This window comes from Hoyosella rhizosphaerae (genome assembly GCF_014643175.1).
Classification (GTDB): domain Bacteria; phylum Actinomycetota; class Actinomycetes; order Mycobacteriales; family Mycobacteriaceae; genus Lolliginicoccus; species Lolliginicoccus rhizosphaerae.
In genome coordinates this window covers 409729-434675 of the sequence record NZ_BMJH01000003.1, presented here as the reverse complement: position 1 = coordinate 434675, position 24947 = coordinate 409729, and the positions used below count along the sequence as shown (strand labels likewise).

Sequence of the window (24947 nt, the reverse complement as noted above, 5' to 3'; positions counted from 1 at the left end):
AGTTCTTCCTTCTGGCATATCTTCGCCACAAATCGTAGTGTCTTTCCCATGAGTGGATGGACTTCGAGTGACATGCCTGACCAAACAGGCCGCACGGTCATTGTGACAGGCGCTAACAGCGGCCTCGGCGCGGTGACGGCGCGAGAGCTTGCCGCAAAGGGCGCATCGGTTGTGATGGCGTGCCGAGACATAGCCAAAGGGCGTGCAGAACGCGACAACATCGCCAAAGACCATCCCAAGGCGGACTGCGAAGTTCGCGAGCTCGATCTAGCTGATCTCAGTTCAATCTATGCCTTCGCCAATGACACCTCGACATTCGATGTGTTGATCAACAACGCGGGTGTGATGGCACTTCCGAAGTCTCGCACCAAAGATGGTTTCGAAATGCAGTTCGGCACCAACCATCTAGGACACTTCGCTTTGACGGGCCTGTTGGCAAATAAGATTCGCGATCGGGTGGTGACGGTATCGAGCCTCGCCCACACACTTGGCACCATTGACTTCGATGACCTGAACTGGGAGAAGCGAAACTACCAGCGGTGGCGCGCATACGGGCAGTCGAAGCTAGCAAATCTGCTTTTTGCATACGAACTTCAGCGCCGCCTTGCGGAAGGTGGTTCCAGGGTTCGTTCTGTGGCAGCGCATCCGGGTTATGCGTCGACAAACCTGCAATCCCACACACAGTCGATCCAAGACAAACTCATGGCCGTGACTAACGCGGTAGTTGCGCAAAGCGCTTTCAAGGGTGCGCAGCCGTCGCTGTACGCGGCCGTGGCGCCATCCTTGCCCGGAGGAAGCCTTGTCGGCCCGGACGGTGTGCGCCAGTTCAGGGGTTCACCGATGGTGGTGAAATCTAACAAACTGTCACGCGATCCAGACGTCGCCAAGCGGCTTTGGGAAGAGTCAGAAGCGCTCACCGGGGTGGTGTTTGATATTCGTCAGAGGCGCTAAGGCGGGGTAACCTAGTCGGGATTTGCACTGTTTTGATTTGCTGGGTCGCGATTAGTGAGGGGGGAAATTCTGAGCTCGTCTACTGACGCCTCCGCGTCTGAAGAATTACCCCTCGAGTCCGCGTCGATCCGGCGACTACCTCAGGGATTCTCGGTGCGGCTAGACAGCCGTGTCCGTGTTGCCGACGACGGTTCCGCGTTGTTTGCACCGTGGGGCCGGGTGATGAGGTTGTCGTCTGCTGAACAAGCAATGCTTGACGAAGACACCGTCGAAGTTGTCGACAATGAATCCTCGCGCTTAGCGCGCCACCTACTAGATGTTGAATTTGCCCACCCTCGGCCTCTCAAGGGACCGTCGTGGTCTGATTTGACGGTTGTCATCGCGGCTCGGGACGAACCCGAACTGGTGCAACAGTTGGTGGCGAATTTGCCCGATCTTCCGGTCATCGTCGTCGACGACGGGTCCGCTGTTCCACTCACGTGTTCGGGCGCAACAATCGTGCGTCATGAGCACCGTTGTGGAGTCGCCGAGGCGAGGAATACGGGACTGCGTGCGGCCCACACACCATTTGTTGTGTTCCTGGACCCCGGAGTAGTTCCTGGTCCGTTGTGGGTCGAGGCAATGTTGGCCCATTTTGCTGACCCCGATGTTGCTCTTGTCGTGCCTAGAATCGCGCCGTTGCCGCATCGCAAGCGTTGGATAGGGCAGTACGAAGCCATGCGGCCCACCCTTGATCCGGGCCGACGTGAGTGCTCTTTGCACAAACGGAAGTGGGATTACAGTGTGCCCACCACGGCGCTGATGGTTCGTCGTCAGGCTGTCGTGAAAGTGGGTGGTTTCGACGGAGCCTTCCCCGCGTTTAATGCCACCGACATGTGTGTGCGGCTTGCCCAAAACGGGTGGCGGTTGCGGTTTGACCCAGTCGCCGTGATGCGAGCTCCCGCGCCGGCGTCGGTGCGTCGGTGGTTCGAGTGGCGCGCTGCGTCCGGTTACGGTTCGGCTCGGGTCTATGCGACTAAGGCGCGTCCGCGCCGCCTCCAAGCCGCCACGAAGTTGTGGTTGTTGCTGGGGTCCGTGCTGCTGTTAGTGGGTGCGAGGCGCGCTGCGGTGATTTCCGCTGCAGTGGGTGTGGTGCACACTGTGCGCCTAGCACGTGAGCTGCCACGTGAGGTACATCCGTGGGTGACAGCAGCCGCCTTTAATGCGTCGAGTTGGTCGGGTTCGGTACGCCGAGTGGCAGAGGTGGCGCTGCGCAACTTGTGGCCGTTGACCTTGCTCGCAGCGGTGGTGTCACCGCGTGTGCGCACTGTCGTCATTGTTGCCGCGCTGGCCGAGGGAGCAGCTGACTGGTGGTCTCGTCGCGACGCGGAAGTTCGAATCGACTTGGTGCGCTTCGTGTTGCTGCGCCGCCTCGACGATATTGCGTTCGGGTGGGGACTGTGGCGCGGCTTTGCAGAAGTTCGTTACGGTGCTTCCGGTTATTCCGGATTGCGGAACGATGCTGGTGTGGTTCCAGTCCATCTTTTGAATGCGCGGCGGAATGCGCTGGATTCGGAAAACCCGAGCGTTGTCGCGATGTGATCGACGGGATCGCCTCGGCGTAATAGTTCTATCGCGCGTTCGCACAGTAGGTTGTCGCGGAGTTCATTGATAGAGGTGCCTTCGGCGCGAAGTTGGCGACGAAGATGAGACTCGCTGACAGACAACTTTTCCGCGATGTGTGCGTTGGTAGGAAGTTGATTGAGCTTGCTGCGCTGCAAGATGCGCTCAACTTGCGTCGTGCGGGGTGTTTGAGCCTCGAACTGCTTAAACAGGAGCGCGGGGGATAGGCGCAAGAACTCGCGGAGAGTGTCTTCAGTCTGCACTACCGGCGTCGACAGGGCCTGGGTTGGAAATGCTATGCGTGCGGATGTGCCATTGAATGTGGTGTGTGCGCCAAAGAGTCCTCGGTAAAAGGCAGGCGCATAGTCACCACGCGGGGGGTAGGGCAGTGTCACCTCGGTGGGGGTGAGTGGTTGGCTTATCAGCCAGGCCGCGAACCGGTGGATTAGTAAGAATGCGAGTTCGATGAGAAGTTGGGTCACTTCGTCTGGTCGGTGCCCGCGAAGCCCGAGAGTTACGGTTCCCGTGGTGGGGTCGTAGTTGAGGGTGAGTGGGGTCATCGCGGGGAGCGCCGGCAGCGACGAGATCATGCGCTTGAGTGCGTGATTGAGGTCGGGTGAGTGAATCAGGGCGAGACACACTAAGCGGAATGTTCCGCGCGGTACTGGTGCTGCGCCGAGGCCGCCGAGTTCATCATCTGTGATCGCCCATACTGCGCGGGTGAAGTTGGTGGCGTCGTCGGGGCTTAGCTGTGTCGCTGGGTTGCTGAGCGATTCAGGGTTGATGCCGGAGTCACTGAGTGCGGGTTGCAGGTCGATGCCGCGATGTTGAGCAGCCTGTACGGTGCGGCTGACGAATTCGGTGGGGATGTAGCGGCGCATATCTTCCTGGGGTGCTGAGTTGAGTGTGCACCCCCACTCTATGTGATCGTTTCGGTCATAGACTTTGCGCCTTTTGGTCCTCGTAATGGCGTTATGTGGGGCGTAGTGTGACAGCTACGATCGCCATACCTTTCCAAAGGAGTCCTTCAGCGTGGAACGCACCCTTTTCACCCCCGAACAAATCATGTTCCGTGACTCGTACCGGGGTTTTCTGAAAGAGCATGTCGCTCCCCATCACGACCAATGGGAAAAGGACGAAATTGTCCCACGGGAACTCTGGGCAGAAGCAGGAAAACTAGGTTTTCTCGGCACAGCAGTTGACGAAAAGTACGGCGGCGGTGGCGACCCTGACTTCCGCTTCAACGCCATCATTTCTGAAGAAACCGCCCGCGGTGGATACAGCGGCATCGGGTTCACCCTCCACAACGACGTTGTGCAGCCCTACCTGACTGAGCTTGCCAACGAGGAGCAAAAACAACGCTGGCTCCCAGGATTCGTCAGTGGCGAAATCATCACTGCCATCGCGATGACTGAACCCGGCACAGGTTCGGACCTGCAAGGCATCAAGACTGTAGCGCGCAAAGACGGTGACGACTGGATCCTCAACGGTTCCAAAACCTTCATCACCAACGGTGTCAACGCAGACCTCGTCATCGTGGTTGCAAAAACCAACCCCGATGCGGGAGCGCAAGGATTCAGCCTCTTTGTCGTAGAACGCGGCATGGAAGGGTTTGAACGAGGCCGCAACCTCGACAAGGTCGGCATGAAGGCCCAAGACACGGCCGAACTGAGCTTCAGCGACGTACGCATCCCGTCTGCGAACCTTCTCGGCGAAGAAGGAATGGGCTTCATCTACCTGATGCAGAACTTGCCGCAGGAACGCCTATCCATCGCTGTTGTTGCCGCTGCAGCGATGGAAGCATCGCTCGACATGACCATCGAATACGTGCGTAGCCGCAAGGCATTCGGCCGCAGTATCGGCACCTTCCAGAACACCCGTTTCGTTCTCGCCGAACTTGCAACGGAAACGCAAATGGTGCGCCTTGCTGTCGATAAGTGCATCGAAGCGCTCAATGACAAGAAGCTGACCGTTCAAGAAGCCGCCATGATCAAGTGGTGGTCCACAGAACTTCAGGTGAAACTCATCGACCGCTGCGTGCAGTTGCACGGCGGCTACGGCTACATGCGCGAGTACCCAATCGCCAAGGCTTACCTCGATTCCCGCGTGCAGACCATTTACGGCGGCACCACAGAAATCATGAAAGAAATCATCGGCCGATCACTCAACCTCTGAGGTCACACCGGTGATACCAGGCTGTTCAACGATGCAAGCCGACCAACCGTTGGCTTGCATCGGCGAGCACATCATGTCGTTTGCTGAACGCAAACCGCACGAAGTTGCGCCACCTATCGTGATGGTTGGTGGTAACAAAGGCGCTTACCGGAACCGCGGCAACGCCGATCTCTTCTGGCATGCGCCGACACAACTTCGTCGCGTCGCCAAGGCTCAGTGGTGTGGCATCGGCGATGACGAAGTACGTTCCCTGGCTGGCGTGCACCTTAAAACCGGCGTTGCTCAGCGCGGTGCGGAGAATGTCTCGCTTGATGTTCAGATCGTCACGCATCGCCCGCACCCAGGGGAGTTCATTCCGCAACGCCACCGCAATGGCAGGTTGCAGGGGAGCGCCGGAGACAAACGACATGAATTGCTTGGCGGCACGCACCGCACTTACCAAGTGCGCCGGGCCGCATACCCAGCCGATCTTCCACCCAGTGACGTTGAAGGTCTTACCGGCGCTCGAAACGCTGATTGTTCGTTCCCTCATGCCGGGGAGCGTGGCCAACGAAATGTGCCTACGACCATCAAAAACCAAATGTTCGTAAACCTCATCAACAACGACGATCAAGTCATGCGAAACGGCAAGGTCCGCGATGGCGGCAGCTTCCGCCTCGGTCATGACCGAACCCGTGGGGTTGTGGGGACTATTAACAACAAGAACTTTGGTAGCTGGGGTTATCGCAGCTCGCACAGAATCGATGTCGAGGACGAAACAGTCCCCGTCAGTCTCCATCGTCGCGGTGCGCAAGGTGGCACCGGCCAAAGCCACAGCGGCGGGGTACGAATCGAAGAACGGTTCTATCAGCACAACCTCGTCGCCACGTTCAGTCAACGCCAAGATCGCAGCAGTAATGCCTTCTGTTGCGCCAACGGTGATCAAAACCTCGTGTTGCGGGTCATACTTGATCCCATACCTCGAGTAACGATCGTCCGCGACAGCTTCCCTCAAATCCCACGCACCAGCGCCGGGTGTGTACTGGTTGGCTCCACTCAAGATCGCGGAACAGGCCGCCTCCAGCATGCTCGCTGGACCATCTTCGTCCGGAAAACCCTGACCGAGGTTAATAGCTTCGTGCCGCACAGCGAGTTCCGTCATCTCAGCGAATACCGTGGTGCGGAACGGTTCGAGACGAGACACCAACATCACGCCACTGTAGCCGCACCGTCGGCAATCACACCGGGGCGTGCTCGAAAAATCGGCGCTTGTACAGGCCACCCACAAAGAAAGGACCAGCTCTCGTGACTAGCTCCAACGAGGCATTTATTTATGAAGCAATCCGCACCCCTCGAGGCCGCGGAAAGGCAAACGGTTCACTCCACACCGTTAAGCCAGTGTCACTTGTTGTCGGCCTGATTGAAGAACTGCGTGTGCGGTTCCCTGATCTTGACGAAAACCGTATTTCTGACCTCATCCTTGGCTGCGTCACCCCTGTTGGCGACCAGGGCGCAGACATCGCCCGCACCGTCGCATTGGTTGCTGGAATGCCCGACACAGTCGGTGGCGTTCAGATCAACCGCTTCTGCGCATCAGGCCTCGAAGCCGTGAACATGGCTGCACAGAAGGTGCGTTCAGGCTGGGACGAAATGGTCATCGCAGGTGGCGTTGAATCCATGTCACGTGTCCCGATGGCAAGCGACGGCGGAGCATGGGCCATGGACCCCGCCACATCGTTTGACACGTACTTTGTGCCGCAGGGCATCAGTGCCGACCTCATCGCGACGCTTGAGGGCTTCACACGTGATGATTGCGATTCCTACGCCGTACGTTCCCAGGACCTCGCCGCAAAGGCGTGGACTGGTGGATACTTCGCGAAGTCTGTCGTCCCGGTCAAGGACCAAAATGGGCTGACAATCCTCGACAACGATGAGCACATGCGTCCCGGCACCACCACCGAAAACCTCGCAAAGCTGAACCCTTCGTTCGCCGGAATGGGCGAAATGGGTGGCTTCAATGCAGTGGCACTGCAGAAGTTCCACCAGGTGGAGAAGATCAACCACGTGCATCACGGTGGCAACTCATCGGGCATCGTGGATGGCGCAGCAGTGGTCCTCCTCGGCACCGAAAAGGCAGGCCAGGACTTGGGCCTCACCCCACGTGCGCGCGTCGTGGCCACAGCCACCAGTGGTGCTGACTCCACCATCATGCTCACCGGTCCGACCCCGGCGACAAAGAAGGTCCTCGCCACCGCGGGACTCACCGTCGACGACATCGACCTCTTCGAGATCAACGAAGCATTCGCATCGGTTGTGCTCAAGTTCCAGCGCGACCTAAACATCCCTGACGAAAAACTCAACGTCAATGGTGGGGCAATCGCTATGGGCCACCCGCTCGGCGCAACCGGCGCTATGGTCCTCGGCACCATGGTGGATGAGCTTGAGCGTCGCAATGCGCGCCGCGCGCTCGTCACCCTGTGCATCGGCGGCGGCATGGGTGTCGCCACCATCATCGAACGTGTCTGATACCCCCCGAACTTCTTTTTGAAAGGCAAAAAATGAGCGACACCAACATGATTGCGTGGGAGCAGGACGGCGACGGTATCGTCACGCTCACCATGAACGACCCCAACCAGGGCGCCAACACGATGAACGACCTTTTTGGTTCATCATTTGCCGCAACGGTTGAACGCCTCGTGGCCGAGAAAGACAGCATCACCGGTGTTGTTCTCACCTCAGCGAAGAAGACCTTCTTCGCTGGTGGCGACCTCGATAGCTTGATCGCAGTGCAACCCGAAGATGCGCAGAAGCTGTTCGACCAGGTTCAGGCGCTCAAAGCCAGCCTGCGTGCGCTAGAAACCCTCGGCAAGCCCGTTGTGGCTGCAATCAACGGTGCAGCCCTCGGAGGCGGCCTCGAACTCGCGCTAGCCACTCACCACCGTATCGCTGCGAACGTGAAGGGCTCACAGATCGGCTTGCCTGAGGTGCAGCTAGGCCTGCTCCCCGGTGGCGGCGGCGTTACCCGAACAGTTCGCATGTTGGGGCTGCAAAACGCTCTCATGGGCGTCCTACTGCAGGGCCAGCGCAACAACCCGGCCAAGGCCAAAGAAATCGGGCTTGTTGACGAACTCGTTGACTCAGTGGATGCACTGATCCCAGCTGCCAAGGCATGGATCAAGGCCAACCCTGAAGCAGTGCAGCCATGGGACGTAAAGGGTCACCGTATTCCTGGTGGCACCCCGTCGAACCCGAAGTTCGCACAAATGCTCCCAGCGTTCCCCGCCAACCTGCGCAAGCAGGTCAAGGGCGCTCCGATGCCAGCACCGCGCGCGATCATGGCCGCAGCTGTCGAAGGCTCACAGGTCGATTTCGACAACGCGTCGACCATTGAATCCCGCTACTTCGTCGAACTCGCTACCGGCCAGGTCGCCAAGAACATGACGCAGGCGTTCTTCTTCGACCTCCAAGCAATCAACCGTGGAGCATCACGTCCCGACGGGTTCGAAACCACCTCGTTCAAGAAGGTCGCCGTCCTCGGTGCGGGCATGATGGGCGCCGGAATCGCCTACGTGTGCGCCAAGGCTGGCATGGAGGTTGTGCTCAAGGACATCTCTCAGGAAGCTGCCGACAAGGGCAAGGCTTACTCCGAGAACATTGAAGCGAAAGCTCTCTCACGCGGGAAGACCACCGAAGAGAAGTCGAAGACGCTGCTCGACCGCATCACCGCGACTTCAGACCCACAGGCACTCGCGGGTGCTGACCTGGTGATCGAAGCTGTGTTCGAATCCACCGAACTCAAGCACAAGGTGTTCCAGGAAATCGAAGACATCGTTGCTCCCACCGCTGTCCTCGGGTCCAACACCTCAACAATCCCCATCACGCTTCTTTCTGAGGGTGTGAAGCGGCAGGAAGACTTCATCGGCCTGCACTTCTTCTCCCCAGTGGACAAGATGCCGCTGCTCGAAATCATTCGTGGTGACAAGACCTCGGATGCAACACTTGCGAAAGCAGTGGACCTTGCCCAGGCCATTCGCAAGACCCCCATCGTGGTTAACGACTCGCGTGGTTTCTACACTAGCCGTGTGATCGGAACCTTCATCAACGAGGCACTGTCGTTCCTCGCCGAGGGTGTCGAGCCAGCGACCATCGAGCAGGCCGGTTTGCAGGCGGGCTACCCAGCGCCTCCGCTGCAGCTGTCGGATGAGCTGACCCTCACCCTGATGCAGAAGATCCGCAACGAAACCCGCGCTGCTGTGGAAGCCGAAGGCAAGGACTTCCCAGACCACCCAGGCAACGCAGTTGTCGACAAGATGGTCGATGAGTTGGGCCGCAAGGGACGTTCAGCCGGTGCTGGCTTCTACGAATACGCCGATGGCAAGCGTGCGGGCCTATGGTCAGGTTTGCGGGATGCATTCAACAGCGGTTCCACAGAAATTCCTTTCGAAGATCTGCAAGAACGCATGATGTTTGCTGAGTCAATTGAAACTGTGAAATGTTTCGATGAGGGCGTTCTGATGACGCACGCTGATGCCAACATTGGGTCAATCTTTGGTATTGGGTTCCCAGCGTGGACCGGTGGCGCAATTCAGTACATCAAGGGCTACGAGGGTGGCGTCGACGGGTTTATTGCCCGCGCGCAGGATTTGGCAGCCAAGTACGGTGAGCGTTTTGCTCCACCGGCTCGCTTGAAGGAAATCGTCGAAGGGTAAGTTCTTCGGTTTTTGTGCCCCCGCTTCTGAGAGGAGTGGGGGCACTGCTGTTTGTGGGGGTGTGGCGCTCACGCTCTCGCTTTGTGCGGTTGCTCCTGCTTTTTCAAGGGAAAACCGGGAGCGTTGGTCAAGAGTGGGAGCGTGAGCGAAACGTGAGAGTTATTTTTGGAGCAATTCGGCCTGGCGGTGGAGTTCGTCGTCGAGGCCGCCGCGGCCGGTGTAGTGCGGAATAATTGAAAACAAAACTATAATGATTCCGAAAATGGGAACAGTAGCGATGAGCCACCATGTAACTATGCCTTGCGTGAGAAAGAGCGCGAACGCCAAAATTGCGATACTTGTATAAGCAACAAACGCGAACAGTGCCGTCTTCATGCTTTTCTCACACGGTGGTTTCATTTGGTGCAGCAATCCTTCACGAAAATTGTATTTACGCAATCTTTGCGTCGAAGACTATCGACAACCATGTCCTATTTCGACGCCGAAAACTATTGCGTACGTCACCGGTGCGCCAACACACGCTCTGAGCTGCGAGTACAAGCGACATGCGTAGGGTGCTGTGACATTATCCACACCAGAAGTCGTAGGGTGGGGGCATGGATAATTCGTCCCGTTCGCCGATTAAGCCAGTTCGCCTAGCTGACGCAGCTAAGGCATTGCCTGCTTTGGTGCCAGATGCGCCACGCATGGTGCGCGGAGCAGTGAAGCTGCTCTCGACCACCGCTAAGACACGAAACTCTGTCGGCAGAGTCTTTCAACGTGCAGCTGCTGCACACCCGGACCGACCATTTCTACGCTTTGAAGGCAAGGACGTCACTTACCGCGAGGCCAATGATCAGGTGAATCGGTACGCCGCAGTATTTGCCGAAAACGGAGTGACCCGCGGGTCCGTTGTGGGTGTGCTCGCCTCTAATCGTCCCTCCACGCTGCTTGTCGCGCTCGCCGCCGTGAAGCTTGGGGCCGTGGCGGGAATGTTGAACTACAACCAGCGTGGCGACGTCCTCGACCACAGCCTCAAGTTGCTCGACGCAAAGGTCATCGTCGTCGGCGCTGAATCCAAGGAGGCACTCGATTCGATCTCTGGCGCGCCACAGGGTGTTGTTCTGGGGTTGCGCAACGGCGATGAAACCTTGGAGGGCCACCCGGACCTAGATGACGCCGCTTCCTCCAAGAGTGCGCCAAACCCGACTGTGTGCGAGGAGATCAGAGCCAAAGAAAAGGCGTTCTACATCTTCACCTCAGGCACTACGGGCATGCCCAAAGCCAGCACAATGTCGCACATGCGTTGGCTCAAGAGCATGGCAGGACTCGGTGGTCTTGGTGTCCGACTGCACGCAGACGACGTCCTCTACTCATGCCTGCCGCTGTATCACAACAACGCGTTGACGGTGTCGTTGTCATCAGTGTTGTCGTCTGGTGCCACGATGGCCATTGGGCGTTCATTTTCGGTCTCGCGCTTCTGGGACGAAATCATTCAAAACGACGCGACAGCGTTCTGCTACATCGGTGAACTGTGCCGCTACCTGCTAAACCAGGACCCCAAGCCGACTGAGAAGCAACACAAGGTGCGGGTGATTGTCGGAAACGGATTGCGCCCGGAAATCTGGGACGAGTTCCAAGAGCGGTTCGGCATCGAGCGCATCGCGGAGTTCTACGGTGCCAGCGAATGCAACCTTGCGTTCGTCAACGCTTTGAATGTGGACAAAACCGCAGGCATTTGCCCGTTGCCATTCGCAATCGTGGAGTACGACGAAGAAAAAGAGCAGCCCCGCCGGAACTCCAACGGGAATTTGAAGAAGGTCAAGACTGGGGAAGCGGGGCTATTGATCACCAAGATCACGAGCCGCGCACCGTTCGACGGGTACACCGACCCCGCCGCGACCGAGAAGAAGGTGTTGCGTGATGCCTTCAAGAAGGGCGACGAATGGTTCAACACCGGAGACCTTGTATACAAGCAAGGGTTCAACCACATCGCGTTTGCTGACCGGTTGGGCGACACCTTCCGGTGGAAGGGCGAAAACGTAGCGACCACAGAGGTCGAAGGTGCCCTCGGCTCGTTGCCTGAGGTGGACCAGGCAGTTGTGTACGGCGTGGCAGTTCCGGGAACTGACGGCAAGGCCGGCATGGCGGCAATCAACCTGCACGACGGTGCCAAGTTTGATGGCAAGAAGGTGGCAGCTCACCTCATTGATTCGTTGCCGAGCTACGCGGTCCCTCTGTTTGTTCGGATCATCGACGAGGTAAAGCAAACGTCGACGTTCAAGAGCCAAAAGGTGGACCTGCGCAACGCAGGGTACGACAGTGAAATGGACGACCCTATCTATGTTCTGGCCAGCAAACAAGATGGGTACGTGGAGTTTTATGACTCGTACCCAGATGATGTGGCAGCAGGAAAGATTCGCGTCTAGCTGAAGCAAAAATGCCCCGGCGGTCCTGAGAGGGACAGCCGGGGCATTTTCAGTACTGCGTTTAGGAACCGTTGGTGAGAAGGTCGTTGACCCACAGACCGAAGTCGATCAGCTCACTTGCGCCTGTGAAGAGGTCAGAACTGGTGGTGAACAACTCCGTGCTGGTGACCAGCATGTCGCTGCTTCCTGCGAGCAATTCAAGCATCAGCGTCTCCTTTAGCGGTCATGCACCGATGGCGTTGGCGATCAGCGGCCATGAGTCTTTGAGGTCGTCTTCCCAGTAGCCCCATGAGTGGGTGCCGGTTGGGCGCCAGTTGAACTGCGCCGGGATGTTCAACTGGGTGAGGCGTGCCTGGAGGTTCGCGGTGCAGGGGATTGTGGCTGCTTCGATGGCACCGCCGACAACGATCTGGTTGGCGAGGGTGACAGGGTTGCCGCCTACGCGTGGATCATCGAGGTTTTCGTAGTGTCCGGGAAGCCCACTGCCGTTGGAGACGAAGATTGCGGTACCGCGCAGCTTCTCTGCGTTGATGACTGGATCGTTGGCAACCCAGCCTGGTCCGCCGTAGGGGCCCCACATGTTGGTGGCGTCGGCGTTGCCGCGGCCTTCAACAACGGTGCGGATGTATGCCTCGCCCAACGGGTCTGCTGTTTGTGCGCAACCACTGTAGGCACCAACGGCCTTGAACAGGCCGGGGCGAGCGATCGCCAGGTTGAACACCGAGGTCGCTGACGTGGAAATGCCTGCGATGGCATTAACGCCGTTTGCGCCGAGCGCTGCGTCGATGACGGGAGGAAGTTCCTGGGTGAGGAATGTTTGCCACTTGTGGCGGCCGAGTGTGGGGTCGTCGCGTTCCCAGTCGGTGTAGTACGTCAAGCGGCCACCGATGGGGGTGATGACGTTGACGTTTTTGTCGGCGAAGAATTCGTCGGCGTCGGTGCGCGCGGACCACGTTGCGGTATCTTCGCCGCCACCTGCGCCATTGAGGAGGTACAGGGTGGGGCGGGGGACGCTGGTGTCTGCGGGGCGGATGACCTCAATGGGGATGACCCGGTTCATTGAGGGGGAGAACACGTTGACTGTCATTTTGCGTTCGCCAGTGACCTGGGTCGATGTGACGTACGCACCCGATGGGTTGGCGGCAGCTGTGAACCCGGCCCCGACTAGCGGCGCCACGAGGAGGGCAGTTGCAGTGGCCGCAGTGACCAATCTGCGTCGGAACGATGCTCGGCGCATTAAGACCTCACCTAATTGCAAGTAGATGTACAGAGTGGGATATCTCGTACATACGGTACGAAGGAACAATAAGTGATCGGCACCGCTACCGTGACTTTTTATGTCCGATCGGTAGCTAGTTGCGACACTGTTGTGTCTTCACGCAGGTGTCCCCGCACACCTGCGTGATATGAGACGCGGCACCCCCAGGGGGCTGGAGCCCGACCTGGGGGTGCGCACGGTTAAAGCTAGGTATTACTCGCCAGCTGGTGTTGCACCAAGGCTGAAGAAGTTCATCGAGCCGAGGAAGCCTTCGCCGCCTGCGAATGTTCCGTCTTCTCCACCGAAGCCGAGCTCGTATCCACCGAGAAGGTCAGCTGAACCGGAAGTGAATCCACCGACACCGTCGAAGAATGCGCCGATGTCAGCAAGGCCGCCGGAGAAGGTTGCGAACAGTTCGATCATTTCTGCGATTTCCATGTGTACTCCTTGGTTCATGTAGTGACCGCGCCGGGTGTTAGCGCTCGGAATGATTTCTACACCATCACAAAAGGGAATAGCCGCCTACGTTCTTCCTGTTAACGGATTTGACGCATGTTTTTCGCCTAGCACAAGAATTGTGTTTCCGGGAAAGTACGCGAACTACCTGCGGCTTTTCCTGTTGTTAACTTAGGTGACACTTAAAGTCTCGTGATGAACGTCACGTGAGCGCCGAAAGCGCGTTAACCTGCTGGTTACCGCTGTTCCAGTAAGTGAGAACGAGGCACGCCGGGATGCGGTCACAAGATCACATCCCGGCGACAGTCCGATAACGCCGATTCTTCCGAAACATTCCTTACGATTAGCAAAGGTGAAAGTATGCGCATTCTTAGATATGGCTCACGGCTTTTAGTTTCTCGGCGTGATGTACGTCTCACATTAATGCCAGTGGTGTGAAAGCGGGCTGAGACGCGCCAACAAAACCATTCACGTTTTACCGAAGTTCTGGGGGCAATTCTTTCGGCTTCAGAATGGGGTACTGGCGTGATTGCTCGGCTTCCTCGGTGCGTTTAATGCTCTTAGAAAGCAAATCCCACTCGACGTGGCGAATTGCGCGGATCGCGCGGCTAAGAACATCTTCATCACGGGCACCCCAGGCAATGGGCACGGGGCGAACCTGCTGCCACAGGGCCGACTGCTTCGATGCGCTCGTCACCGCGACGCAAGGAACCCGCTCGCCCACCTTGCGCCTGTGGCCGGGAAGGTTCTGCACCCGCGACGCAACCAACGCCCAGGTGGCGGGCTGCGACCGATCTCGAGTCAGATTTACCAACGCCAGCAGGGTCACACCCCGAGGGCGCACCGCAGCAACCACAGCCGGAACAAGTTCGTGTTCGCTGTACATGCTGTGCAGATCAGCTGCTCTACGCGGCGCCATGATGCCCGCGTAGACGCAACCCGCAGCGGCGAGAAGCAGCACCACGGCCAACACGATGGCCCATGTTTCGCCAACGACGAATAACCCAATCGCGGCGCCAACAAAGACGGCAGCAAAAATGCCTGCGGATACCTGAACTCGTCGCAGATCGGCGAGCATCTCGTTCACTCGGCGGGCATGAGGGATGTCAACTAGAAAATCAAGTGTTCGCACACAATCAGACTAACTACGGTTGTGCCACGTCACCTAGTGCGGGGCCGAGCAGATCATCGGCATCCACAATCCGGTACGCATACCCTTGTTCAGCCAGGAAACGCTGCCGGTGCGCCGCATACTCGGTATCTAGTGTGTCCCGCGACACTACGGAATAGAAATGCGCCTGCGTGCGATCCTTCTTCGGCCTCAGTAGGCGGCCGAGTCGCTGGGCTTCTTCCTGCCGCGAACCAAAAGTGCCAGACACCTGCACCGCCACGGACGCCTCAGGTAGGTCGATGGAGAAGTTTGCCACCTTGCTCACTACCAGGGTGGAAATCTCGCCGCGCCTAAACGCGTCGAACAAAGATTCCCGCTCTTTGTTGCGGGTGGAGCCTTGAATGACCGGGGCATCGAGTTCGGCCCCGAGTTCCTCCAACTGGTCCAGATATGCGCCGATAATGAGCGTCTGCGCTCCCTCGTGCCGCGCCAAGATGGACTTCACCACCGCGACCTTGGTGCGCGCAGTGGAACACAGTTTGTAACGCTCCTCAGGTTCCGCCACCGCATACGCCATGCGTTCAGCTTCAGTAAGAGTGACCCGAACCTCCACGCAGTCAGCGGGCGCAATCCACCCCTGCGCCTCAATGTCTTTCCACGGCGCGTCATATCGCTTGGGCCCGATGAGCGAGAACACGTCACCTTCGCGGCCGTCCTCACGAACTAGCGTCGCGGTGAGTCCGAGCCGTCGGCGCGACTGTAAATCAGCCGTCATGCGAAACACTGGGGCCGGGAGAAGGTGCACTTCGTCGTAAATCACCAAACCCCAATCCCTAGAGTCAAACAGCTCCAGGTGCTTGTACTCGCCTTTAGTGCGGCGGGTGATCACCTGGTACGTAGCAATAGTGACGGGGCGGATCTCTTTCTTTTCCCCCGAATATTCGCCAATTTCTTCCTCAGTAAGCGACGTGCGAGCGATAAGTTCCCGCTTCCACTGCCGACCCGAGACGGTATTCGTCACCAAAATCAGAGTGGTGGCCTGTGCGCGGGCCATCGCAGCAGCACCAACGATCGTTTTGCCTGAACCGCAGGGCAGCACCACAACGCCGGATCCGCCATCCCAAAATGAATCGGCGGCCATCTGCTGGTAGTCACGCAAATGCCACCCTGCGGCGGTGTCCAACCGGATCTCGTGCGCCTCGCCGTCGACGTAACCCGCAAAGTCCTCCGCGGGCCAGCCAACTTTCAGCAACATTTGCTTCAGTCGCCCGCGCTCGGATGGATGAACAATGACGGTGTCGTCACCCACCATGGCGCCCAGCATTGGGGCGATCTTCTTGTTGCGCATCACCTCAGTGAGCACGGCGCGATCCAGGCTTACCAGCGTCAAACCGTGCGCCGGGTTCTTCACCAACTGCAATCTGCCGTAGCGTGCCATCGTGTCGACAATGTCTACAAGCAGCGGTTGTGGCACCGGGTAGCGGGAAAAACTCACCAACGCGTCAACAACTTGCTCCGCATCGTGACCAGCGGCCCGCGCATTCCACAACGCCAACGGAGTGATCCGGTAGGTATGCACGTGCTCGGGAGCTCGTTCAAGCTCAGCAAACGGGGCGATCGCCGAACGGGCAGCCTGCGACAACTCGTGATCAATCTCTAATAGCAGCGTCTTATCCGACTGCACGATCAACGGACCGTCAGACACACAGAACTCCCTCACACTCACAAACGCGGACAGAACCTCAATTGTCCAGGAAATCAGTCAACATGCACGTTTACCGAACTAATCCGGTGAACAGGGTACCGGCGCACCACCCCAACAGCCGGGTCGAAAGCCTCCAACTGGCCACCCACCACAGCGAGCGGCTCCACACTGCGCAACCCAGCCACACCTTGGGCGTCGACATACCCAATCGTCACGCGAGAGCGGTGCATTGCTGCCAACTGCAACGTCGACATTGTTTCCGTCATGCTCGCATTGGCACCAGTTTTCGACGGTGCCGATCCGATTTCCCGGAGGTTGCGCACCAAGCCCGCCAACTGCTCGTCGGAAGGCGAAACAAACCGTGCCACCGGAAACGGTTGCTCCCTGCGGCGCTCCGGAAACCGGACACCACGAGGGCGCATGTCGACGATTGCGCCGCGCACGTCCTCGCCAGCAGGGTTGAACCCCGCCGACCGCAGGCTATCCAGCAAGTCCGACAGCGGAGCCTGAGACACCGCCACGGTAGGCGCCAACGCGCGCAACCCCAATTCGTCAGCCACCGCCGAGGCCAGTACCTCACTGAGCATCGCCGGATCGTCACAGCGAATAAACGTAGTCGCCATTCCAACCCGCAACCGGCCATGCCGCCGCGCCATGTCGTCGATCAGATACGTCAATGCTTGAGGAATGGGGGTACGTGACCGCTTACTGAACAAGGTGTGCAACCCCGCCGCGGACATTCCTGCATCAAGTGCGCGCAGCACGCTGCGTTCTGTCACCCGATACACCGTCGCTGCCCCAGCCGACTCGACATCCGCGACCAACACCATCTGTTCCTGCAGTGACTGCTGTAGGGGGCCAGGGGCAATCACGGTCAGGTCCGCTTGTACAAGAACGTAGTCCAGCGGTGCAGGCAACGCCTTCTCCATCGCTGACGACAATGAGGTGATGTCGTCACCCCTGAGCAACGCTCGTCCCGGCGCCGACACCGCGGTTGTCGACAAGGAACCCTGAGCAACCACGCCAAGTGCCTGCGCTTCAGCAAGAATTGACCGCACAGCAAGTGCGCCAAAGCGGCGCGACGTCCGCGGGCGGTGCCACAACAACCATGCCTGCACGTCGCGCGCATTGGCTCCGTGGCCGTCGGCCACAGCGCCAACCACGGTCTGCCGGTCCTGCACCACACCTGGGGAGACCAATTCTCGGGACAACGCCGACGCCGGTTTGTCGTCCCTGTCGCGCAACCCAATGAGCCACGACCGTCGGGGCATTGCCCACCAGGCTTGCGCCACCACGGACCACCTATGCGCGGCATCGGCGCGCAGCCAGCCGTCCACAGCATCAGAAGGCGCCCACATCAACGACGACCCCGATGAATCAGGTGCGCTAGCAACCAGCCCGGTTTCGGCGAGAACTTCCAGCACAAAACCTGTGCGTTCCTCGGTCAACCCAGCTTGCTTGGCGATGCGGCGTACCTCGCGCACGCCGACACCGCCGGTGCGAAGGCCCTGTGCCGGTGTTGCGCCGAGAACCTTAACTACCGACGCTGCGTCTCGCAAAAACTCCAATGCCTCGCCAGCGGCAGTGCTGTCGACGAGTTTCGCGCTCACCCCTGCTGCTTCCTCCGCGGCCAAACCGAGGGGAGGGGCAGTCAACGAATGCGGATCTACCATTGCGTCGCCCCGCACCCATTGGCCTACATGGTGCGGCAATTCCACCGTCTGTTCGTTGACCCGCACCAGCAAGCCCCAAGAGATCAGTTGCGGAATTGGTCGATCAAGTGGAGCGTCGAGGGCCGCATCGCGGGTCGAACCCACGGGATTGCCATGCGCCAAGGTGTCAATCACTTGGCGTTGGGCCTCCGAAAGTTCGGCCATCCTCTGCGCAACGTCAGCAACGGGAACTACTGCGTTTAGTTGCCGCATACGGCCCACGCGCCACGGCACGCATTCCGAAACCTCCGGCAGCAATCGAACTTCTTTGCCACCCCACAACAATCCGCGTTGGCGCAGCCACTCGACGCGCTCATCGAAGCCCAGAGCCGTGGTTGCATCGCCCGCTAAGCCTGCTTGGCGAATAATCTGCCACGCAGCGTCGGGTGTAACTGGTGCCTTCTCAGCGCCAGCGAGAGAAAAAGCTTCCACCACTGACAACACGAAATAGTCAGCTTCATCCATCGCGCGCTGAACCGAGGCTCGGAGCCGAACCCGGTCACATAACACCGCCACATTGAGCGGTGGAGGCACTGCGACATCGGGTCGCAGTGACAACAACGTCACTAGTTGATTGTCACTTAAACCCATCAGCCACTGGTCAAAGGTGTTTCCGTCCGCATTTTGCCGCTTCATCACTTACCAGCCTAGAGACCTTTGCGTACCAAACAGGCACCTTGCCTACACACCCGTCGACTTAACCTGTCAAAATAGACGTGTGGCTGACAAGAAGAACGCATATGTTGATCCAGGCTGGCCCGTACTTGCGGAGGGCGAGCACGCCGTGACCGAGCTTGCATCGGATTCCGCAGGCGCGCTTTCGCCCTTTGGGGAAACGACTTTCCCGTTGCCAGCGGACAAACTCCATTACATCCACCCGTACACGGCGGTAAACCGCTGACAAGCAGTGAATAGCCAAAATTCCAACACAGATCCCGTAGAACCCCGATTGACGCACCTCGACAATCGGGGATCTGCGCATATGGTCGACATCAGTGACAAAGCGATCACCAAGCGCGTAGCCGTCGCCCAAGGAACATTCCAGACCACCGCTGAAGTTCTCGCACTGCTCGCCAGCGACGGGTTACCCAAAGGTGACGCGCTCGCCACGGCGCGTATCGCTGGGATTATGGCAGCGAAGCGCACCCCGGACCTTATTCCACTGTGCCACCCTCTCGCCCTGACTAGCGTCTCCGTCGAATTGGTGCTCGGCAGTTCCCACATTGACGTCACGGCGCGAATCGCCACCACCGGCAAGACCGGCGCAGAAATGGAAGCCCTCACAGCAGTAGCTGTCACGGGGCTTACGTTGCACGACATGGTCAAAGCTGTGGACCCAGGGGCGAGCATGACGAACATTCGCGTCACCAGTAAAGACGGTGGAAAGACCGGAAAGTGGGAACAAGCGTGAAAGCGTGCGTCATTGTCGCCTCCACCCGCGCCTCAGATGGAACCTATACAGACCGCACAGGCCCCGTCATTGTCGAATGGCTTCGTGGGCGCGGATTTGCCGTCGACGATCCCGTGGTGGTGCCAGATGGTGACGCGGTAGGCGAAGCGTTGCGGTCAGCCGTGAGCGGCGGTTGTGGGGTCATCCTCACCACCGGGGGCACTGGACTCAGTCCCACCGACGTCACGCCTCAGCACACCGCCGCAATCGTCGACTACCAGATCCCTGGAATCGCGGAAACATTCCGCAGTAGTGCAATAGATAGAGTGCCCACCGCAATGTTGTCTCGCGGCATCGCAGGAGTGGTGGGGCGGACGCTGATCGTTAATCTGCCAGGGTCACGCGGCGGTGTGAAGGACGGACTGGCTGTGCTCGACACCGTGCTCGAACACGCACTTGATCAAATCAACGGGGGTGGCGGCCATGAGTGACCAGAGTCCGAAAGTGATGCGCGCTGCGGTAACCGAGGAAGTCCTCGACGTCGCCGAGCACGAAGAGCTCGTGGCGCACGCTGGTGCTGGCGCAGTTGTCACCTTCGCCGGAGTGGTGCGAAACCACGATGGTGGGCGGTCGGTGTCAGAACTCGACTACTCCGCGCATCCCACAGCGGCATCAGTTGTCGAGAAGGTTGCGTCAGAGGTTGCCTCCGCCGCCGTGGGGGTGCGCGCAATCGCCGTGAGTCACCGCGTAGGGCAGTTGCGGATAGGTGATGCGGCCCTGGTGTGCGCTGTTGCTGCGGATCACCGCGCAGAGGCCTTTGCTACATGCGCAGAATTGGTAGAGCAGATTAAGGCGCAGCTCCCTGTGTGGAAGCGTCAAGTATTCGCGGACGGCACAGATGAATGGGTCAATTCCGCCTGACGAAGTGTGACCGCGTCCGGTCGACCGTGCTGAATTTGCACGTAGTTGGCTGGCGACAAAACTTCACAAAAATGTCCCCTTGCCTTCGAGGCAAGGGGACATTTTTAAGCTGAGGTCTTAGAGCGAGTTGACCAGGTCTAGAAGTTCAGGCGCGACGGGAAGTCCGGCCTGCTGAGCTTCACCGATCATGCGGAGCAGCTCGGTACGGATGAAGCTGGTGTCAAAAGCTTCGGGTGCGCTTGGGGCAGCTGGTGCAGCAATGTTCTGCGGCGCACGGTTAGGGTGCGGGCGGTCTGTTGGTGCGCTGTTCAGCCCAAGACGCTGTGAGCATGCTGGCCATGCGCCCCAGCCCTGTCCACGGAGAGTTTTCTCTGCAACGTAGATCTGCTGTTCGCGAGTTGCGAGGTCGGCGCGAGGAGCGAATTCAGTTCCGCCGTAGCCAGCCCATGTGCTTTGTGAGAACTGCAGTCCACCGTAGTAGCCGTTTCCGGTGTTGATGTTCCAGTTTCCGCCAGCTTCGCACTGTGCCAGGCGGTCCCAGTCTGAGTCGGGAGCGGCATTTGCTGGTGCGGCTAGGAGCACGCCAGCTGCGGATACTGCAACGCCGGTAAGGAGGGCTTTTTTGGTGAAGTTACGGCCTTTGAAACTCATGGTGTTACGGGGTTCCTCTCGTAATCTTGCGTAGACGTGCGTTTCGTGTTCACACTCACTGGTACTTGTTCCACTACTCGTCGTGCCGGAGTAGGTGGGGCGAGTGCCGATGTGAACCGCATGCCTGGCAAGCACGCTGCTCTGCACTGCCCTGGATGGTGAGTCCGAGGCTGACTGCCGCTGCGATCGTCGGGTGATCTGTAGCAAGCAGTTTGTGAAGCCGAGACAGACGCTACGGGCGTCGGTGGAGGTCGTAAACCCATGACGTGACGCCAGTCTCACGAGGCCGATCTTGTGGCGTACGCGTGCGAAGCGCGCAAAAACCGAGCGCAGGCCGCAATTATCACGTTTTGTTGCCGTCTTGTTATCTGTTCGTTATGTGACAGGCGTCACGGAATAAACAACGGCCGCACTCTCAAATAGTGGAATGCGCTTAGCTGACGGTAAGCGAAATGTCCCTTTTAGCCGCCAGCGAATGGGGGCAAAGCATCAACGGTGCACCCGGGACGCAAAACGACATCGTGGTTCGACACAGCCTCTTCGTCAACCAAGAACTGGCACCGAGACAGCACCCGGCTCAACTCGTCGCTTCGCACGGACAGGGAATCAACCAGCTCGCCCAAGAGTGTGCCCTCGGAAACCGTCACCAATTCTTCAGCGGCACCAGCTGCCCGGCATGCAGCAGCAAAAAACCGTACCGTCACAGTCACGTCATCCACCAATCGCACTCATCGACCTCGTCGGCTGCAAAAATCCCGGATCATTGATCGCATGCCCGGGGAGTTTTGCCCACATGGCTTCCCGCCATGCTTGCGCTAGTACAGCATCGCCTGCCGCGTCGTCCGAAACCTTCGAAACGCCCGTGCCACGCAGCAAAGCGCGCAAGTCCGTTTCGCCATGCGAAAACAAGCAACTCCGCACTTGCCCGTCAGCAGTCAGCCGTGTCCGGTCGCAGTCACCGCAGAATGGCCGCGTAACCGACGCAATGATCCCGACAGACTCAGGGCCGCCATTGACGAGAAAACGCTCGGCAGGCGCTGCGCCGCGATGTTCAGGATGGGGCGTGAGAGAAAACCGCCCAGAAAGTGATGTGAGAATGTCGTCGGCAGTGACGAAGGTTTCGCGTTGCCACGTATGACTCGCATCAAGAGGCATCTGCTCGATGAAGCGCAACTCGTATCCATGGTCGAGGCAAAACGACAATAAGTCTGCGGCATCGCTGTCGTTGATTCCCGGCTGCAACACGGCGTTGACCTTCACTGGCGTCAAACCGGCCTCGTGTGCGGCGGCAAGCCCCACCAACACATCGTCAAGGCGATCGCGGCGCGTCAAAGCATGAAAGTGTCGAGCATCGACCGTGTCAAGCGACACGTTGACCCGATCAAGACCCGCGTCCTTCAACGCGAACGCTTTCCTCGCAAGACCCAACGCATTTGTGGTCAACGAAACCTCAGGCCGCGGCTGTAAACCAGCCGTAAATCGAACGAGATCAATGATCCGCGCATACAGAAGTGGCTCGCCACCAGTAAAACGAATCTCCGTGATACCGAGTTCTGTCACCGCGATCCGCAACAAGCGTTGTAACTCGTCAAGTGAAAGCTTCTCGTCTGCGGGTAACCAGTCGAGCCCGTCCGCAGGCATGCAATAGGTGCAGCGCAGGTTGCACCGATCAGTCAGCGACACTCTGAGATCCCGTGCAATTCGCCCATGACTATCCAACAGCGGACCAGTCTGTGGCGCAGAAGAAACACCATCGCTGGGCCGCTGGGGCGAGCGAGACGGTAGGGGAATGCCCAAGCCAACGATTGTCATAACACTGCCCAGCGTACTCGGACAGAATTATCAGCACATTTTCTTGAACTCACCCCGGCGCCACAGCCACGGTGAGATCAGCGAGGGTAGTGGTGGGCGCCATACTGCGGGTTGGGCGGACCATACTGGGGGAGAGGCCCCGCGTGTGGGTACTGCGGACGATCAACGGGCACAATCTGCTTGCCTAGCGGCATCAACGAAATCGGAATCATCTTCACGTTCCCGATCGCGAGGGGAATGCCAATAATGGTGATTGCCTGCAACACGGCGGTGATGAGGTGGCCGATAGCCAACCAAATCCCAGCCACAAGCAACCAAATGACGTTGCCGATGAGGCTAGGGACCCCTGACGTAGGCCGGTTAATGACCGTGGAGCCAAAGGGCCACAAGGCGTAAATCGCAATGCGGAATGCAGCAATACCGAACGGGATGGTGATGATCAGGATGAAGCAGATAATTCCGGCGATCATGTACCCCAGAGCCAACCAGATTCCGCCGAACACCAACCAGATGATGTTCAACAAGAGCCGAAGCATCAGCGAACCTTACTTCGGCTGCCGCTGAACACCGTGGTGAAGAACGCAACAGTAAGGCCAAGCGGGCTCAGCATGCTCCCGAGGTACAGAGCAAGTACAGGATCTCCACCCGTTATATGCACCACAAAGAGCGCGACCAGCGCCACGACTCCGAGAATGAAAAGCACAGCGCCAATGCGCATAGCGATGGTTTCGGCACGTGACTCAATCACACGGTGCCGGGTGCGACGTCCAAATTCATTTCCCACAACAGACAAAGTACCCGACACCGGAGCCGAGCGAATATCGACAGTGAGCGCGCACCCCTGACGCTACAAATAAGTGGAATGCATCGATTGCGTGGGAAGCGCTACCATGTGTCAGTACGCATCCCGTCACCGCGGGGTGCGTCGTCGTGCATGTCCATGTGCGGCGATGGGATTTGATCGAGTGATGAGCGGGTGACACAGTGCCAACCGGCCGGGTTAAGTGGTTCGACGCGGAAAAGGGATTTGGTTTCCTTTCGCAGGATGATGGCGAGGACGTGCACGTCCGTGCCTCGGCCCTACCTGAGGGTGTGGAGACGCTGAAGGCGGGCCAGCGAGTGGAGTTCGGCATGGCCGTTGGTCGCCGTGGCCCGCAAGCGCTCAGTGTGAAGGTTCTCGAACCGCCACCATCAGTTCGTGTCGGTGCTGCCAAGAAGGAAGCACCCGTGAAGCAGCGTGAACCAGAAGAGCTACACAGCATGATCGAAGACATGATCAAACTGCTCGAAGCGTCGGTTCAGCCCACCCTTTCGAAAGGGCGCCACCCAGATCGCAAGGCGTCACAAAGGATCGCTGAAGCCATGCGCGCGGTAGCCCGCGAGCTAGACGCGTAGGTTCTCAACGAGACGGTTTTCACGTCCAAAACTACAGAAGCTGGGCGGTTGCAAAAGGGTGAAATCCCTGCGCAACCGCCCAGTTTTGTTACTCGCTAACAGCGACTCCAAATGACCACACCGCGTGCGGGACAAACTGTTCCTGCCCAGTCTCCGGGTTGATCACTCCCATAGGGAGTTTGAACTCGACGACACTCAGCGGCAGGCCTTGGTCATCGACAGTGGGAAGAGACAGAGAACGTCGCTCGCCGGGTGAATGATTGATTTCGACGACGTCGAACGTGCCATTCAGCGAACCGTAAAGCGCGAGGAAGTTAAACGGTGCTCCAGAAATTTCCTTGGGCAACGACATTTGTACAGTGTCACCCGCGTTTGCGTTGATGATTGGAGGCGTACCGGTGGGATCACATGCTGCACTTTGGGCAGCTTGCAATTCGGCATTCTGCGCAGGCGTACTGATCTCGACTCCGCGATACTTCCTATCAATCTCGCCGAGCGCAGCGAGATCGCAGTATGCGAGTGGCTCAACAACTGTTGTCTGACCGCTCGCGTAGACAGACACCGTTGACCGGTGCGGAGCATCACCTTCGAACCGAACGTGCAAGCCAATCGTGGCTGCGATGCCGAGAACAGCCACCACCATCACGGCTGTGGCAATGGCGAGGAACTTTGGGGGAAACAGGGGCATAAGGTTCGACTCTCCAAGTCAACT

Annotated in this window: 26 protein-coding genes; 11 read left to right on the top strand and 15 right to left on the bottom strand. The window is 58.6% G+C overall.

Annotated features, from left to right (window positions below; genetic code table 11):
- Positions 1-48 precede the first annotated feature (48 nt).
- Positions 49-951 carry an oxidoreductase gene (locus IEW73_RS13760; RefSeq protein ID WP_188676229.1) on the top strand — a complete coding sequence of 301 codons (903 nt, stop codon included), beginning with the start codon at positions 49-51 and terminating at the stop codon, positions 949-951.
- 153 nt (positions 952-1104) lie between these two features.
- Positions 1105-2532 (top strand): mycofactocin biosynthesis glycosyltransferase MftF, encoded by a 1428-nt coding sequence (gene mftF / locus IEW73_RS13755; RefSeq protein ID WP_188676227.1) that lies wholly within the window; start codon positions 1105-1107, stop codon positions 2530-2532.
- Here mftF and IEW73_RS13750 read toward each other — a convergent pair.
- The gene (locus IEW73_RS13750; RefSeq protein WP_188676225.1) at positions 2430-3434 is read right to left on the bottom strand and encodes an AraC family transcriptional regulator; all 1005 of its coding nucleotides are present in this window, start codon (positions 3432-3434) and stop codon (positions 2430-2432) included. The two genes, mftF and IEW73_RS13750, sit on opposite strands and share 103 nt — an antisense overlap.
- Before the next feature lie 151 nt (positions 3435-3585).
- Here IEW73_RS13750 and IEW73_RS13745 point away from each other — a divergent pair, with 151 nt between their 5' ends.
- Positions 3586-4728: an acyl-CoA dehydrogenase family protein gene (locus IEW73_RS13745; RefSeq protein WP_188676223.1), complete on the top strand. Its 1143-nt coding sequence runs from the start codon at positions 3586-3588 to the stop codon at positions 4726-4728.
- A gap of 25 nt (positions 4729-4753) precedes the next feature.
- Here IEW73_RS13745 and IEW73_RS13740 read toward each other — a convergent pair whose 3' ends face one another.
- On the bottom strand, positions 4754-5917 hold the full coding sequence (locus IEW73_RS13740) for a pyridoxal phosphate-dependent aminotransferase (protein ID WP_188676221.1): 1164 nt from the start codon (positions 5915-5917) through the stop codon (positions 4754-4756).
- A 95-nt stretch (positions 5918-6012) separates the two neighbouring features.
- Here IEW73_RS13740 and IEW73_RS13735 point away from each other — a divergent pair, with 95 nt between their 5' ends.
- On the top strand, positions 6013-7233 hold the full coding sequence (locus IEW73_RS13735) for an acetyl-CoA C-acetyltransferase (protein ID WP_188676218.1): 1221 nt from the start codon (positions 6013-6015) through the stop codon (positions 7231-7233).
- A 32-nt stretch (positions 7234-7265) separates the two neighbouring features.
- Positions 7266-9416, top strand: a complete 2151-nt coding sequence (locus IEW73_RS13730; protein ID WP_188676215.1) for a 3-hydroxyacyl-CoA dehydrogenase NAD-binding domain-containing protein — start codon at positions 7266-7268, stop codon at positions 9414-9416.
- Positions 9417-9575: 159 nt separating this feature from the next.
- On the opposite strand, the gene IEW73_RS13725 is transcribed toward IEW73_RS13730, so the two are convergent.
- A complete protein-coding gene (locus tag IEW73_RS13725; protein ID WP_188676212.1) occupies positions 9576-9791 on the bottom strand; it encodes a hypothetical protein in 216 nt (71 codons plus the stop codon).
- A gap of 221 nt (positions 9792-10012) precedes the next feature.
- On the opposite strand from IEW73_RS13725, the gene IEW73_RS13720 reads away from it, so the two are divergent.
- Positions 10013-11824, top strand: a complete 1812-nt coding sequence (locus IEW73_RS13720) for a long-chain-acyl-CoA synthetase (protein ID WP_188676209.1) — start codon at positions 10013-10015, stop codon at positions 11822-11824.
- Between the two features lie 61 nt (positions 11825-11885).
- Here the strand turns inward: IEW73_RS13720 and IEW73_RS13715 are convergent, their stop codons facing one another.
- The 6 genes from IEW73_RS13715 to IEW73_RS13690 all read right to left on the bottom strand — a co-directional run bounded on the left by IEW73_RS13715 (position 11886) and on the right by IEW73_RS13690 (position 18702).
- On the bottom strand, positions 11886-12029 hold the full coding sequence (locus IEW73_RS13715; RefSeq protein WP_188676206.1) for a hypothetical protein: 144 nt from the start codon (positions 12027-12029) through the stop codon (positions 11886-11888).
- Between the two features lie 18 nt (positions 12030-12047).
- Positions 12048-13061, bottom strand: a complete 1014-nt coding sequence (locus IEW73_RS13710; protein ID WP_188676203.1) for an alpha/beta hydrolase — start codon at positions 13059-13061, stop codon at positions 12048-12050.
- A 234-nt stretch (positions 13062-13295) separates the two neighbouring features.
- Positions 13296-13520 (bottom strand): hypothetical protein, encoded by a 225-nt coding sequence (locus tag IEW73_RS13705; protein WP_188676200.1) that lies wholly within the window; start codon positions 13518-13520, stop codon positions 13296-13298.
- Positions 13521-14013: 493 nt separating this feature from the next.
- Positions 14014-14670: a DUF3239 domain-containing protein gene (locus IEW73_RS13700; RefSeq protein ID WP_188676197.1), complete on the bottom strand. Its 657-nt coding sequence runs from the start codon at positions 14668-14670 to the stop codon at positions 14014-14016.
- A 13-nt stretch (positions 14671-14683) separates the two neighbouring features.
- Positions 14684-16354, bottom strand: coding sequence for a DNA repair helicase XPB (locus IEW73_RS13695; protein WP_188676193.1), 1671 nt, complete (start codon positions 16352-16354; stop codon positions 14684-14686).
- Between the two features lie 53 nt (positions 16355-16407).
- Positions 16408-18702 (bottom strand): helicase-associated domain-containing protein, encoded by a 2295-nt coding sequence (locus IEW73_RS13690; RefSeq protein WP_188676190.1) that lies wholly within the window; start codon positions 18700-18702, stop codon positions 16408-16410.
- Positions 18703-18784: 82 nt separating this feature from the next.
- On the opposite strand from IEW73_RS13690, the gene IEW73_RS13685 reads away from it, so the two are divergent.
- The 4 genes from IEW73_RS13685 to IEW73_RS13670 all read left to right on the top strand — a co-directional run bounded on the left by IEW73_RS13685 (position 18785) and on the right by IEW73_RS13670 (position 20377).
- Positions 18785-18967 (top strand): hypothetical protein, encoded by a 183-nt coding sequence (locus tag IEW73_RS13685; protein ID WP_188676186.1) that lies wholly within the window; start codon positions 18785-18787, stop codon positions 18965-18967.
- 81 nt (positions 18968-19048) lie between these two features.
- Positions 19049-19477, top strand: a complete 429-nt coding sequence (moaC, locus tag IEW73_RS13680) for a cyclic pyranopterin monophosphate synthase MoaC (protein WP_188676182.1) — start codon at positions 19049-19051, stop codon at positions 19475-19477.
- Positions 19462-19947 (top strand): MogA/MoaB family molybdenum cofactor biosynthesis protein, encoded by a 486-nt coding sequence (locus IEW73_RS13675; RefSeq protein WP_229676010.1) that lies wholly within the window; start codon positions 19462-19464, stop codon positions 19945-19947. Before moaC ends, IEW73_RS13675 begins: the two co-directional genes overlap by 16 nt.
- Positions 19940-20377 (top strand): molybdenum cofactor biosynthesis protein MoaE, encoded by a 438-nt coding sequence (locus tag IEW73_RS13670; protein WP_188676178.1) that lies wholly within the window; start codon positions 19940-19942, stop codon positions 20375-20377. Before IEW73_RS13675 ends, IEW73_RS13670 begins: the two co-directional genes overlap by 8 nt.
- A 117-nt stretch (positions 20378-20494) precedes the next feature.
- On the opposite strand, the gene IEW73_RS13665 is transcribed toward IEW73_RS13670, so the two are convergent.
- From IEW73_RS13665 to IEW73_RS13645, 5 genes are all read right to left on the bottom strand, one after another.
- Positions 20495-21028: a transglycosylase family protein gene (locus IEW73_RS13665; protein WP_188676175.1), complete on the bottom strand. Its 534-nt coding sequence runs from the start codon at positions 21026-21028 to the stop codon at positions 20495-20497.
- Positions 21029-21489: 461 nt separating this feature from the next.
- On the bottom strand, positions 21490-21738 hold the full coding sequence (locus IEW73_RS13660; RefSeq protein WP_188676172.1) for a MoaD/ThiS family protein: 249 nt from the start codon (positions 21736-21738) through the stop codon (positions 21490-21492).
- Between the two features lies 1 nt (position 21739).
- Positions 21740-22840 (bottom strand): GTP 3',8-cyclase MoaA, encoded by a 1101-nt coding sequence (moaA, locus tag IEW73_RS13655; protein ID WP_188676169.1) that lies wholly within the window; start codon positions 22838-22840, stop codon positions 21740-21742.
- A 77-nt stretch (positions 22841-22917) separates the two neighbouring features.
- The gene (locus IEW73_RS13650) at positions 22918-23376 is read right to left on the bottom strand and encodes a YccF domain-containing protein (RefSeq protein ID WP_188676166.1); all 459 of its coding nucleotides are present in this window, start codon (positions 23374-23376) and stop codon (positions 22918-22920) included.
- Positions 23376-23624, bottom strand: a complete 249-nt coding sequence (locus IEW73_RS13645; RefSeq protein ID WP_188676164.1) for a hypothetical protein — start codon at positions 23622-23624, stop codon at positions 23376-23378. Before IEW73_RS13645 ends, IEW73_RS13650 begins: the two co-directional genes overlap by 1 nt.
- A 200-nt stretch (positions 23625-23824) precedes the next feature.
- On the opposite strand from IEW73_RS13645, the gene IEW73_RS13640 reads away from it, so the two are divergent.
- On the top strand, positions 23825-24235 hold the full coding sequence (locus tag IEW73_RS13640) for a cold-shock protein (RefSeq protein WP_188676161.1): 411 nt from the start codon (positions 23825-23827) through the stop codon (positions 24233-24235).
- An 88-nt stretch (positions 24236-24323) separates the two neighbouring features.
- On the opposite strand, the gene IEW73_RS13635 is transcribed toward IEW73_RS13640, so the two are convergent.
- The gene (locus tag IEW73_RS13635) at positions 24324-24923 is read right to left on the bottom strand and encodes a DUF2771 family protein (RefSeq protein ID WP_188676157.1); all 600 of its coding nucleotides are present in this window, start codon (positions 24921-24923) and stop codon (positions 24324-24326) included.
- Between the last annotated feature and the right edge of the window lie 24 nt (positions 24924-24947).